Here is a 13,208-nt window from a genome sequence, read left to right on the forward strand (position 1 = left end):
ACACATTCGAACTTTTGCGCACCCGGTACTTTGCAGGCTTGCCATTGGTTCGAAAAGACACTGTTGTGGCACACAACGACTCTCCGTCTGTGAGTTCTCACCATTGCGCATCTCATCATTCAGGGATTGAATATCCTCCCTACATAGTCGCCACCCAAACTTCTGGATCAGGACGACTCGCAAGGAGATGCGGCGCATGTCAATCCGGTCCGCTTTTGCCTTCTCCGCCACCCGGAACACTCCCGGGACCCTCGATGCGACGTTTGCCGCCAACGGCAAAACCCAGGTGTTTTTCGCCGACAGCCTTTCCAGCCTCGCCAATGATATTGCGATCGATGCGCAGGGCCGCCTGCTGGTAGCCGCAAAAGTCGCCATGGCCGATGGCAGCCGCTTTGGTCTGGCCCGCTTGCTGGAGGATGGTTCCGCCGACCTCGCGTTCGGCAAGCAAGGTAGTGTCATCGGCCAATTCGAACCAGGGTTCGAAGCCATGGGCGCCAAGGTCCTGGTCATGCCCGACGGCAATATCCTGTTGGCCGGGCTGCACTACGAAAACACGCACCGCACGCTCCCGGCCCTTGCCTTGCTGGATCAGCAGGGTCGCCTGGTTCAGAGCTTTGGCGATAATGGCCGCTGCGTCGTGCGATTGCCTGGCGGTCTGTCCCTGGGCATTCGTGATGCCTGGCTGCCGCCCGGTGTGCCGGGCGCGGAAGCCTGCGATGTGGACGTACAGCAAGACGGCCGGATCCTGATCCTGGCCAACCATCACTACGAACTGGCCGATCACGTGGGCCTGTTGATACGACTGGATGTCGAAGGCTCGCTGGACTGCTCGTTCAACGGTAGCGGCTTCGTGGTGGTCAGGCACCTGCTGATGAATACCTGGCTCAGCAGCCTGACGGTACAACGTGATGGCCGAATTCTGGTCGGTGGATCGATCAACTTTCCTGAGGAAGGCTTGCTGGCACGCTATCACGCTGACGGCCGCCTCGACGACCGTTTTGCCGTGGATGGATTCATGACTTTCAAAACGCAAGGGCATGGCGCCCGGGTCAGTCAGGTGGTCCAGCAAAACGAAGGTGGCATCCTGTGTTTTGGCAGCAGTTGCGAGCCGATGCATTGCCTGACATTTAAAATGCACAGCGATGGCCGACCCAACAATCATTGCAACGGCGGACAACCACAGCGGCTGCAAATCGGTCACAGAGGATGCCAGTGGATCGCCGCGCAGTTACAGCCCGATGGCAGTGTGCTGGCGGCGGGTGCAACCATCGGCGGCGTTGAAGCAGACTTCATTCTCGGGCGATACCTGCCCAATGGCCATCCCGATCGCCGCTTTGGCAAAGGTTGCGGCTGTACGCGTACCCGCCTGGGCCCCGGCCCGGATACCGCCACCTGTGTCACGGTACAGGCCGACGGAAACATCGTGGCTGGCGGCTATTCGCTGCAGGGCAGTTACAAGGCAGTCGTCGCGCGCTTTCTGGGCTAACCCGATGCGCTTTTCCTGCGCTTGATCTTCTCGCCCGCTTACGGCAACTTGCGCGCTTCTTAAAACAAGGAGCAGCCGATGTCCGGTTCAATGGCCCAGGCGGTCGCGCACAACTTTCTCGGGAACTCGCCCCGTTGGTATAAGGCCTGCATCGTCGGCTTTCTGATTCTCAATGCCCTGGTGCTGTGGACCGCAGGCCCGGTGGCGGCCGGCTGGCTGCTGGTGCTGGAGTTCATCTTTACCCTGGCCATGGCGCTCAAGTGCTATCCGCTGATGCCCGGCGGCCTGTTATTGATTGAAGCCCTGCTGCTGAAGATGACCACGCCCCAGGCGCTGTACGACGAGTTGCTGCACAATTTCCCGGTGATCCTGCTGCTGATGTTCATGGTGGCCGGTATCTATTTCATGAAGGACTTGTTGCTGTACCTGTTCTCGCGCCTGCTGTTGGGAGTTCGCTCCAAGGCCCTGCTGGCCCTGATGTTCTGCTTTCTGTCGGCGTTTCTGTCGGCGTTCCTCGATGCCTTGACCGTGACTGCCGTGATCATCAGTGCCGCCGTGGGGTTTTACTCGGTGTATCACCGCGTCGCCTCGGGTAACGATCCGCGTCAGGACAGCGAATTCAGCGACGACAAACATCTGCCCACCCTCCATCAGGGTGATCTCGAACAGTTCCGCGCCTTTCTGCGCAGCCTGCTGATGCACGGTGCCGTGGGCACCGCATTGGGCGGAGTCTGCACGCTGGTCGGTGAACCGCAGAACCTGCTGATCGGCCATGAAATGGGCTGGCACTTCTCCGACTTCTTTACCCGGGTTGCGCCGGTATCCCTGCCGGTACTGGTTGCCGGGCTGGTCACGTGCGTGCTGCTGGAAAAGCTGCGCTGGTTCGGATACGGCACGCTGCTGCCGGATAACGTCCGTGCGGTGCTGGCCAACTATGCCGCCGAAGACAATGCCGAGCGCACCACACGCCAACGTGCAGCGCTGCTGGTGCAAGGCCTTGCCGCATTGATTCTGATTGCCGGGCTGGCGTTTCACATCGCCGAAGTGGGTTTGATCGGTTTGATGGTGATCGTGTTGATCACCGCCTTCACCGGTATCACCGACGAACACCGCCTGGGCACCGCGTTCAAGGACGCCATGCCATTTACCGCATTGCTGGTGGTGTTTTTCGCCGTGGTCGCGGTGATTCACGATCAGCAACTGTTCGCCCCGTTGATCCACTGGGTGCTGGCGCTGCCGGCGGACCAACAACCGGGCATGCTGTTCATTGCCAACGGCCTGCTGTCCGCCATCAGCGACAATGTGTTCGTGGCAACCATTTACATCACCGAAGTGAAGCGCGCATTCATGGCGGGTGAGATGACCCGTGAGCATTTCGAGACGTTGGCCATTGCGATCAACACCGGCACCAACCTGCCGAGCGTGGCGACCCCGAATGGTCAGGCAGCGTTTTTGTTCTTGCTGACTTCGGCGATTGCGCCGCTGGTGCGCCTGTCTTATGGGCGGATGGTCTGGATGGCGTTGCCGTACACCGTAGTGATGGGCTTGCTCGGATGGTATGCGGTGAGCTACTGGCTGTAACCCCGGGATAAATTGTCGGAGCCTTTGTGGCGAGGGGGCTTGTCGGATCGCCGCACCGCCCCGTTGGGCTGCGCAGCGCCCCCAAAACCTGCTACCGCGTTATAGCAGGTACACCGCGTGCGATGAAATTGCGGCTGCTTCGCAGCCGAGCGGGGGCAAGCCCCCTCGCCACAAAGGCTCGCTCGCACAAGGGTTTTGCGTTGTTATAGAGGGAGGATTCTCTCATCCGAGGCGGTGCCAGACGCGACCGTCACGGGTGAGCAACTCTTCGCCGGCCTTGGGGCCGTTTTCCCCGGCGGCATAACCCCGCACGCTGGAATCCTGCTGCCAGGCATCCAGGAACGGTTGCACCGCGCGCCAGCCGTTCTCGATGTTGTCGGCGCGCTGGAACAGAGTCTGATCGCCCGTCAGGCAATCGTAGATCAGGGTTTCGTAGCCGGTGGACGGCTGCATCTCGAAGAAGTCCTTGTAGGCAAACCCCAGCTCGATGTTGTCCATCTTCAGGGCCTGACCGGGACGCTTGGCCAACAGGTCGAACCACATGCCTTCGTTGGGCTGGATCTGAATGCGCAAATAGGTCGGCTGTAACTCGTCGACCTCGGTATCGCGGAACTGCGCATAGGGTGCCGGCTTGAAACAGATGACGATCTCGGTGTCACGCACGCTCATGCGTTTACCGGTACGCAGGTAGAACGGCACGCCGACCCAGCGCCAGTTGTCGATCATGACCTTGAGGGCCACATAGGTTTCGGTATTGCTGTCGGGGGCGACCTTGTCTTCCTGGCGATAGCCCGGCAGTGCCTTGCCGTCGATCTGACCTGCAGTGTATTGACCGCGCACCGAGTTGGCGCGGGCCTCCTCCACCGTCCAGGGCCTGATCGCGCCGACGACCTTGGCTTTCTCGCCGCGCACCGCATCGGCGCCAAACGCGGCGGGTGGTTCCATCGCCACCATCGCCAGCAGCTGGAACAGGTGATTGGGCACCATGTCCCGCAGGGCGCCGGTGTGCTCGTAAAAACTGCCACGGGTTTCCACGCCGACGGTTTCGGCGGCGGTAATCTGCACGTGATCGATGTAGTGATTGTTCCAGAACGCTTCGAACAGGCTGTTGGAAAAACGACTGACCAGAATGTTCTGCACGGTTTCCTTGCCCAGGTAATGATCGATCCGGTAGATCTGCTTTTCCGTCATCACCTTGAGCAGGCAGGTGTTCAAGGCCTCGGCCGTTTGCAGATCAGAGCCAAAGGGCTTTTCGATCACGACCCTTCTGAACGCCTCGGGGGTCTCCTCCAGCAAGCCGGCGGTACCGAGGCGACGTGCCACTTCGCTGAAGAAACGCGGTGCGGTGGCCAGGTAGAACACCGCATTGCCGGTTCCGCTGTCGGCGATTTTCGCCGCCAGCGCTTGATAGGTGCTGTCGTCCAGGAAATCGCCCTGGACGTAGCTGATGCCTTTGGCGAGCCTGGACCAGACCGCTGGATCAAGGGTGTGGTCACCCTTGCCAGCCATCTCGTTTCGAATGAAGTCTTCGAGCTTTTGCGCAAAGCCTTCATCGCTGATGGCGTTGTGGTCAACGCCGATGATCCGCAGTCCATCCCCGAGTAGCCCATTGCGCTTGAGGTTATACAGCGCCGGCACCAACAGACGCTTGACCAGGTCACCATGGGCGCCAAACAGGAACAGCGTCGTCGGTGGTGCGGGCTCAGCCTTGGATTTCCTGCGGATCGCATGGGTCATTTTTTCGAGGTCTCCACGTGGCCGCCGAAGCCGAAGCGCTGGGCCGAGAGAACCTTGTCGCCAAAGGTCCCTTGCCCACGGGAACGGTAGCGGGAGAATAGCGAATTCGACAGCACCGGCACCGGTACCGCTTGCTCCATGGCGGCTTCGATAGTCCATTGTCCTTCACCGCTGTCGGCCACGGACCCGGAGTAACCGTCGAGCTTTGGATCGCTGGCCAGGGCGTCGGCAGTCAGGTCGAGCAACCACGAGGACACCACGCTGCCACGACGCCAGACTTCGGCGATGTCGGCGACGTTCAGGTCGAAACGCTGGTCTGGCGCCAGGTTCTCGCTGTTTTTGGTTTGCAGGATGTCGAAGCCTTCGGCGAAGGCCTGCATCATTCCGTACTCGATACCGTTGTGGATCATCTTCACGAAATGCCCGGCGCCAGCGGGACCGGCGTGAATGTAGCCACGCTCGGCACGATCGTCGTCGGACTTGCGGTCCCTGGTGCGCGGGATGTCGCCCAGGCCCGGGGCCAGGGTTGCGAACAGCGGGTCGAGGCGTTTAACGGTCTCGGCATCGCCGCCGATCATCATGCAGTAACCACGCTCCAGGCCCCAGACGCCACCGGAGGTACCGACGTCGATGTAGTGCAGGCCTTTTTCCGACAAGGTTTTCGCCCGGCGGATATCGTCCTTATAGAAGGTGTTGCCGCCGTCGATGATGGTGTCGCCGGCTTCGAGCAAGGTGCTCAGGGTGTCGATGGTTTCTTCGGTCGGTGCGCCAGCCGGCAGCATGACCCAGACCGCACGCGGCCTGTCCAGGCCAGCGACCAGCGCTGGCAGATCGGTGACGCCTGTGGAGCCTTCTGTGGCCAGGGCTTCGACAAAGGCGGTATTGCGGTCAAAAACAACGGTGGTGTGCCCGTTGAGCATCAGGCGCCGCGCAATATTGCCGCCCATGCGGCCCAGTCCAATAATCCCGAGTTGCATGTGCTGATGCTCCCTACTACAAATAAAAGTGTGTCAAAGGTTATAGCCCAACGCGACTCATGAGGTTAGTCCAGAGCGTTGGCGTGAAGTTTCCGGGCATTGTGCCCGATCCTGATGGATAACGTCGGGAATCAAGCCGAAGACACAACGACCATGAAAAATAAAAAAGTTCCCTTCAGGAGCAAAAGAAATCAAAATTGGCGCCGATAGTAGATCAGCCGTTGTTTTCGAGGCGGTTCTACAGTTGAGACACGCCATTTGCGAGGTGAGCAATGGGCACAGTACACACCGCACTGCCAGCACAAACCCTTTACGTCACTATCCGTCGCGATGAATTGCGCCAGTTGAAGGACGAACGCGATCAATTGAAACAGGAGCTGGCGCAGTTGCGACTGCTGCTGCAAGCCAATCAGGTGCAGCCCCTGGCTGTGACGCAACGCGCCCCACTCGCCTGACCCCTCCTTTCAAGCGGGAGCAGTCTGCACTGCTTCCGCACCGGCTCACGCCCTGCCACCCTCGGCAAAGAAGACTGTTGGTGAAGTTGATTTCTATTTAATCGAATCAGCGGATAATGCCATTTCGACACTGCTTCATTGATTCATGGACGAAAGGCATCCGACAACTTCAGTGGGAGGCACACCATGAAACGCACAACATTGATCCTCGCCGGCCTGATGGCTTTGGGCTCCGCCAGCGCTTTTGCCGAAGGTGGAGCCGAACGCATGCGCTATTACTACGAAAGCCTGCGACTGGCCCAGCAACAAGCGTTGGGCCACCCCATCCAAAGCACTGAGCTGCGGGTGCCCGATGATCAAACCGCACAAATGACTGAAACCTACAGACCGAAATGATCCATGGACTTCTGACTGCGGCTCTAGGGGGCGTTCTCAATTAGTTTCCCCACCGCGTTGTCGCCTTAAAGCGGGCCAGGCAAGGCGTAGGCCGCTGGGAATGGTTGTTCCCTTTCCAAGGCCTACAACGCAGCATGGCCCGCCTTAAGGCACAACCCGAAGGGCCGGGCCTGCTGTTGTGCAGGGCTGTGTTGCTCGAAGCTGATTTGGAATGACCAAACTGCGCTTCTCGCGCCTTGCCCTGCACAACAGCAGACCCGGCGCGGCGGGGAAACTAATTGAGAACGCCCCCTAGGATCGGAGAAAACCGTCGGGCGTCCTGATGGACGCCCTTTCTTTGCCTGTCGAGTCAGAGGTTCTTGGTCCAGAACAGCATCCGTCCGTGGGCCGGGTCGAACATGCCAGCAGCGAAACCGGCTTTTTCATACGACCCCTGCGCCACGGCATTGCCTTCCAGCACTTCCAGGGTGAGCTTGCAGCAACCACGCTGACGGGCAATGTCCTCGACCTTTTGCAGCATCTTCTGGCTCAAGCCCAGGCCGCGAAATTTTTTCACCACCGACACATCGTGCACATTGACCAGCGGCCGGCAGGCAAAGGTGGAAAACCCCTCGAAGCAATTGACCAGCCCGGCCGGCTCGCCCCCGACAAAGGCCAGCACACTGAAAGCGTGGGGACGCCGGGCAAGCTCTGCCGGGAGTTGCGCCAGTACATGGGCTGGCAACGGCTAGCCGCCCCCCATCGGGTCCTCGGCGTAGTGGTTCAACACCAGACAAATAGCCTCGGCGTGCACCGGATTGGTGTAACTGGCCTGAAGCACAAGAATTTCTGCGGAGTCCATTTCCATCCTCGATCACACATGAAGTAGCCTCCAGCATGTATTTCACGCTGAAGTGCGCGCTGACCATAACGCGAGCACCGTGCCAACGACAATCGCAGCCGAGGAAATCTTTTGGCGCTCAAGCGCCCCAGATCAAGGCTTCGGTCCATCCCAGCTCGGCAAAATCCTCCGCCCGCAAGTGCGACTCACCGGCACAGAAAAACTCGTCGAGTTGCGGTGGCTTGACCGAAGTGCCGCTGAGCATGGCGTGAACCTGGCCGCGGTGATGGATCTGGTGTTCGAACAAATGGGACAGCAGACGCAAACGGCTGTCGTGCTGTGGGGTGTCGCGGGCGATGGTCACGATTTTGCCGAGGTCGGCATCGCGCATCTGCTCACAGTAGGCGATCAGCCGGCGGTCGACGTGGGCCTGTTCGCCAACGAGGTCCGGCGCCACGAGACAGGGCTCGTCTTCCTTGAAAAACACCTGGCAATCGGGATGCGGATCGTCGCCGCGCAATTCGCGCTCCAGAGCGTCCACATAAAACCAGTCACAGGTGAGGATGTGGTTGAGGGTGGCGCGGATAGTCGGGAAGAAACTGACCCGGGGCGCGCTCAGTTCCTGCGGGCTCAACTGACGCCAGGCCTTGGCCAGTCGGTGATTGGCCCAGGCGTTCTGATAAGCCATGGTCAGCAAATGGTGTGACAGGGGCTGATTCATGTTCGCTGCTCCCGATCAAATCCCGATCAAACTTCGGCAAACCGTTGCAGTTGCATTTCCTGTAATCGACTGAGGGTGCGGCGGAACGGAAACTCCAGATATCCCTCGGTGTAAAGCGACGCCATTGGCACCCGCGCTTCAAGGTACAGCGGAACCTTGCGGTCGTAGCATTCGTCCACCAGGGCGATGAAGCGTCGCACACCGTCGTCATGCACCGACAGCTGCGGCAACTCGCGGTCCCCCGCTTCCACCCGCTCGACACCGTCCTCGGTGCCACGGGCAATGCGCCCGGCGCGTTTCTGCGCGCTGAGGTTGGGCACCTCACTCAACAGAATAGCGCTGTAGGTATCGCACAGGGCGATGAAGTCCATGGCCGCGAAGGGTTGCTCGCACAGCGCGGCGTAACGGGTCCAGAGCACGGCCGGGCTGGCCTTGATCACCTCAAGGGAACGATAACCGACCCTGACCGACTCACTCGATACCGACTGGCCAACGCTCAACGTCTGGAACACTTCACCCAAAGCGCCGGGTTTATCGGGGTCGGCCACCCAATAACGTTGCGATCCGGCACCCGGATGCAGGCGATGGTCTTCCCCGCCATCCACTGCAATCACTTGCATATGCTGCTTGATCGCCGCAATGGCAGGCAGGAAGCGGTCACGGTTGAATCCGTCGGCGTACAACTGGTCCGGCGGCAGGTTGGAGGTGCAGACCACCACCACGCCCTGCTCGAACATCACCTGAAACAGGCGCCCGAGAATGATCGCGTCGCCGATGTCATTGACGAACAGCTCGTCGAAACACAGCACGCGCACTTCTTCGGCCAATTCACGAGCCAGCGCCTTGAGCGGATCGGCGGTGCCGGTCAGTTGAAACGAGCGTTGGTGCACCCAGCCCATGAAGTGGTGAAAGTGCTGGCGCCGCGCAGGTACCCGCAGGCTTTGGTAGAACTGGTCCATCAACCAGGTTTTACCCCGCCCCACGGGCCCCCACAGGTATACGCCGGAAATGGGCGAACGGCCTTCATGCAGCGCTTCGTGGCATTTTTGCAGCGCCCACACGGCATATTCCTGGGCCTCGTCCTGGACGAAGCCCTTTTGTTCGATGGCGTGCTGCCAGGCGCTTAAGGGGGAATCGATAGTCATGGGCGGCAGTATGCCATTGCGCATGGAAAACGCGACCGGTGATCGGCGGTTTTGTGCAGGAAGGAAAAGCACCTTGACGCATTAGATTACTACCATCATATTTTATAGATGTCGCAAACAATCTATTAAATCCTGTCGCCAGCCCCCTGGAGTCATCCCATGCATTACAAAGTCTTCGGTCGTAAAACCGGCTTGCGTGTTTCCGAACTGGCGCTGGGCGCCGGTAATTTCGGTACCGGTTGGGGCCATGGCGCCGAGCATGACGAAGCAAAACGCATTTTTGAGGGTTATCGGGAGGCCGGCGGAAACTTCATCGATACCGCCAACGGCTATCAGGGCGGGCAGTCCGAGGCCATGCTCAGCGAATTCATCGCCGCAGAACGGGATAGCCTGGTCATCGCCACCAAATACACCCTCGGGACTACACCCGCAGCCGGCATTTCCCACACGGGCAACAGTCGCAAGAACATGGTGCGCGCCGTCGAAGAAAGCCTTAAACGCCTGAAGACCGATCATATCGACCTGTTCTGGGCCCACATGAGCGATGGCGTCACGCCCATGGAGGAGATCCTGCGCGGCTTCGACGACCTGGTCAGTGCCGGCAAGATTCATTACGCCGGGCTGTCGAACTTCCCTGCGTGGCGCATCGCCCGCGCCGACCTGCTGGCCGAGATACGTGGCTTTGCGCCGATTGCGGCGATCCAGGTCGAGTACAGCCTCGCCGAACGCACCGCCGAACGCGAACAACTGCCGATGGCCGAAGCCCTGGGCCTGGCCGCGACCCTGTGGTCGCCGCTGGGTGGCGGCTTCCTGACCGGGAAATACCGCAACACTGAAGGGGACAACCGCGCGAACAAGCTGGGCGTGTTGATTCATGCTGAAAAAAGCGTCCGCGAAAGCGCTCTGCTCGATACCTTGATCGACGTCGCTGCAGAACTGGACGCCAGCCCGACCCATGTGGCCATTGCCTGGCTGCGGGAACAGGCCAAACGCTCGACCACGGCGCTGATTCCGATCCTCGGCTCCCGGACCCGGGAGCAACTGGATGCCACGTTGGGCGCGTTGAATGTGCAGTTGAGTAATGAACAACTGGCACGACTCGATGGCGTCAGTGACGTGGCCAAAGGCGTACCGCATGAATCCATTTCCGGTTCGTCCGCACGGTTCAGCGGCGGTCAGATCCTCGACCTGCCGGTCGTTCCAGTTGCCTGACACCCATCAAAACTGTAGGAGCGAGCCTGCTCGCGATGAGGGCGGAACATTCAACATCTATGTTGGCTGAACGATCGCTATCGCGAGCAGGCTCGCTCCTACATATCGACCTTATGTTTTGCCGCATACAGACACAGCATCTCCATCGCCAGCGTCGCCGCCGCCAGTGAGGTAATCTCCGCGCTGTCATAGACCGGAGCCACTTCCACCACGTCCATGCCCACCAGATTGATCCCGCGCAGACCGCCGCACACCGGTGTTCCGGTACCCGGGGCGAATATCACAACGACGAATTATTTTGCCATTACGACTTCAGTTGCCCTGGTGGGACTGGGCAAGGCCCATGGCTCGTGGGTGTATGTTCTGTGCAAACAAACGGCACTTGGCGGATGCGATTGTGCAAAGTCATGAGCGTCCACAATGGAATGCGGACACACAAGAAAGGCTCTCTTCAAAAAAGTCAATCGATTCGAGAGCAAGGCCGCTTTCACGTACGATCAGTTTTCCCAGCGTTTTAGCGGATTGTCAGCTGTTCCAGATCAGGTTCTGACGCGCGTAACCAGAATCGTCCAGCAGCCAACCACCTAAACGTTCCTTGGCCAAGGTCGATTTTTTACCGACCCAGATCACCACACCATCCGGCCTGACGATGACTCCCTCGCCAGCGGACAGCCTGTTATTGCGCGAATCCTCGCTGATAGACGCCGTTTGCAATCCCGGAAAATCACGTCGAAGATCGGCGGCCAGCCCATCGGCACGATGATGCACCAGGACAAACCGCCCCCCTCGCAGTAACTGGGTCAAGCTCTGTCGTGGTAATCGCTCGCCCTCAGGAAGCAGGCTCAGCAGGGGTAGACGTCGGCCCACCAAGCGATGATCGCCTCGGTGCCGCACACTGCCATAGCGCACGCCCTCTCCTGCCAGTGAACTGACCACCTTCTGCGCCACATACGGGGTCCGCGTCGCCTGCAACCCGATCCAGTGAATCAGACGGCCTACCGGGCCGGAAGCCGTATTGAAGCGGAAAAGCAGATCCGTGTTGCGCAATGCCGCCGCCGCGATAGGCTTACGCTCGGCCTCGTAACTGTCCAGGATATACATCGGCAATGTGCCCTGGATCACACCCGCCAGCTTCCAGGCCAGGTTCGCCGCGTCACCGATCCCCATCTGCAGACCTTGTCCTCCCGCGGGGACATGGGTGTGGGCGGCATCTCCCAGCAGAAATACCCTCCCCTGGCGGTAATGAGCAGCCAGGCGCTGCTGGCTGCGGTAACGAGCGCTCCACAGCACATGCGCCAATCCGAAATCGCTTCCCAGGATGTCCCTCATCCCACAGGCAATTTCCTCGTGGGTGACCGGCTGTTTGACCGGAGTATCCATGCGCTCGTTGTCTTCGATACTGACGCGATAACTGCCATCGGGTAATGGAAACAGGGCGACCAGCCCCCTGGAGACCGACCTTGCATGGACCGCGGGTGAAGGAGGATTTCTCAAGACAACGTCCGCAACCACCAACGAATGCTTGTAGTCCTGTCCGACAAACGAAATATCGAGAAACTGACGGACAGAGCTGTTGACCCCGTCAGCCCCCAGCACCCAGTCGTAGCAGCTATGCTGCACACTGCCGGACTCATTGTGTTCCAGGGTTACCTCAACCTGTGCCTCGCCGGTAACCAGAGCCTTTAGCGCATACCCACGCCTCAGATTCACCCCCAAGCGATTGACCCAATCGGTCAACACCGACTCGGTCTGAGACTGCGGGATAATCACCATGTGGGGATACTCACAAGAGAGTTTGGAAAACGAGAGCGTCCTGCCCGCCTTGTCACCCAGCGGCGCGCTTGCCCAGACGATCCCCCGGCGTATCATCTCTTCTGCCACGCCCCAGGCATTGAGCAGCTCCAGGGTGACGGGCTCCAAGCCAAAGGCCCGGGAATGGGGGGAGGCAACCGGTCTTTTATCGATGAGATCAACCGCTATTCCCAACTCGGCCAGGGCTGCTGCCACAGCCAACCCGACGGGGCCCGCCCCCACGACAAGGACCTGTTCGTTTTTAACGACCATGATCACCCACCTCTCCACAGCAGGGGCGGAAAGTGGCGACAATGACGTGCTGGTCGGTGACTCTCGTTTCCATGCTCTGCAGCCCGGCCGTTTGCGCGAGCTGGATCACCTCATGCTCTGATCGATAATCTGCCAGTGAACCCAGCAACCAGTTGATTAACGAGGTCAATCCCCAACCCGCGGGCTGGTTCTCCACCAGGCAGAAAAGGCCCTGAGGCTTGAGCACGCGACGGACCTCATTCAGGCCGGCAGACTTGTCGGCCCAATGGCCGAACGACATCGAGCACACCACCAGATCCATGCTTTGCGAGGGGAATGGCAAGGCTTCGGCAACGCCTTTGACGAACGAGGCGAAGGGACGTCGTTTAACGCCCTCGTCCACCATGCCTTGAGCCGGGTCGACGCCCTCGAAGCGCGCATCGGGCCACTGGGCGAACATGCGTTCGATCAGGGCGCCGGTACCACAACCAATGTCCAGAACACCCTCCGGGCTCGAGGTGCACAACCATCGGCTCAATATTCGCAGACATTCGTCATGGGCCTGGCTCAGTTTGGTACCGTACTTCTCTTCATAAGTCGGCGCAATACGGCTGAACGTATGCACAAAACCTGGA

At 59.7% G+C, this 13,208-nt stretch carries 11 protein-coding genes and 2 pseudogenes; 5 read left to right on the top strand and 8 right to left on the bottom strand.

The annotated features are described in order from the left end of the window. Window positions 1-196: 196 nt before the first annotated feature. Window positions 197-1,486 (top strand): hypothetical protein, encoded by a 1,290-nt coding sequence (locus KW849_RS18030; RefSeq protein WP_218430656.1) that lies wholly within the window; start codon window positions 197-199, stop codon window positions 1,484-1,486. 78 nt (window positions 1,487-1,564) lie between these two features. Next, window positions 1,565-3,067: a sodium/proton antiporter NhaB gene (nhaB, locus tag KW849_RS18035; RefSeq protein WP_218430657.1), complete on the top strand. Its 1,503-nt coding sequence runs from the start codon at window positions 1,565-1,567 to the stop codon at window positions 3,065-3,067. 222 nt (window positions 3,068-3,289) lie between these two features. Here nhaB and zwf read toward each other — a convergent pair whose 3' ends face one another. Both zwf and gnd read right to left on the bottom strand, forming a co-directional pair. After that, window positions 3,290-4,804, bottom strand: coding sequence for a glucose-6-phosphate dehydrogenase (gene zwf / locus KW849_RS18040; RefSeq protein ID WP_218430658.1), 1,515 nt, complete (start codon window positions 4,802-4,804; stop codon window positions 3,290-3,292). Continuing rightward, the gene (gnd, locus tag KW849_RS18045) at window positions 4,801-5,781 is read right to left on the bottom strand and encodes a phosphogluconate dehydrogenase (NAD(+)-dependent, decarboxylating) (RefSeq protein ID WP_218430659.1); all 981 of its coding nucleotides are present in this window, start codon (window positions 5,779-5,781) and stop codon (window positions 4,801-4,803) included. The genes zwf and gnd overlap by 4 nt, the downstream gene beginning before the upstream one ends. Before the next feature lie 272 nt (window positions 5,782-6,053). Here gnd and KW849_RS18050 point away from each other — a divergent pair, with 272 nt between their 5' ends. Both KW849_RS18050 and KW849_RS18055 read left to right on the top strand, forming a co-directional pair. Further along, a complete protein-coding gene (locus tag KW849_RS18050) occupies window positions 6,054-6,236 on the top strand; it encodes a DUF6026 family protein (RefSeq protein WP_108217489.1) in 183 nt (60 codons plus the stop codon). A gap of 186 nt (window positions 6,237-6,422) precedes the next feature. After that, complete coding sequence (locus KW849_RS18055) at window positions 6,423-6,632, top strand: hypothetical protein (protein ID WP_218430660.1); 210 nt, start codon at window positions 6,423-6,425, stop codon at window positions 6,630-6,632. Window positions 6,633-6,981: 349 nt separating this feature from the next. Here the strand turns inward: KW849_RS18055 and KW849_RS18060 are convergent. The 3 genes and pseudogenes from KW849_RS18060 to zapE form a co-directional block, all read right to left on the bottom strand. Beyond that, a pseudogene (locus KW849_RS18060) lies at window positions 6,982-7,473 on the bottom strand (GNAT family N-acetyltransferase). Window positions 7,474-7,591: 118 nt separating this feature from the next. Continuing rightward, window positions 7,592-8,173: a DinB family protein gene (locus KW849_RS18065; RefSeq protein WP_218430661.1), complete on the bottom strand. Its 582-nt coding sequence runs from the start codon at window positions 8,171-8,173 to the stop codon at window positions 7,592-7,594. A 26-nt stretch (window positions 8,174-8,199) separates the two neighbouring features. Then, window positions 8,200-9,318 (bottom strand): cell division protein ZapE, encoded by a 1,119-nt coding sequence (gene zapE, locus KW849_RS18070; RefSeq protein WP_218430662.1) that lies wholly within the window; start codon window positions 9,316-9,318, stop codon window positions 8,200-8,202. Between the two features lie 159 nt (window positions 9,319-9,477). On the opposite strand from zapE, the gene KW849_RS18075 reads away from it, so the two are divergent. Next, on the top strand, window positions 9,478-10,530 hold the full coding sequence (locus tag KW849_RS18075) for an aldo/keto reductase (protein ID WP_218430663.1): 1,053 nt from the start codon (window positions 9,478-9,480) through the stop codon (window positions 10,528-10,530). Window positions 10,531-10,628: 98 nt separating this feature from the next. On the opposite strand, the pseudogene KW849_RS18080 reads toward KW849_RS18075, so the two are convergent. The 3 genes and pseudogenes from KW849_RS18080 to KW849_RS18090 form a co-directional block, all read right to left on the bottom strand. Next, a pseudogene (locus KW849_RS18080) lies at window positions 10,629-10,808 on the bottom strand (arginase family protein); the annotation flags it as partial. Window positions 10,809-11,055: 247 nt separating this feature from the next. Continuing rightward, the gene (locus KW849_RS18085) at window positions 11,056-12,594 is read right to left on the bottom strand and encodes an FAD-dependent monooxygenase (RefSeq protein ID WP_218430664.1); all 1,539 of its coding nucleotides are present in this window, start codon (window positions 12,592-12,594) and stop codon (window positions 11,056-11,058) included. Continuing rightward, window positions 12,584-13,198, bottom strand: coding sequence for a class I SAM-dependent methyltransferase (locus KW849_RS18090; RefSeq protein WP_218430665.1), 615 nt, complete (start codon window positions 13,196-13,198; stop codon window positions 12,584-12,586). The genes KW849_RS18085 and KW849_RS18090 overlap by 11 nt, the downstream gene beginning before the upstream one ends. Between the last annotated feature and the right edge of the window lie 10 nt (window positions 13,199-13,208).

This window comes from Pseudomonas sp. PDM26, from assembly GCF_019219185.1.
Classification (GTDB): Bacteria; Pseudomonadota; Gammaproteobacteria; order Pseudomonadales; family Pseudomonadaceae; genus Aquipseudomonas.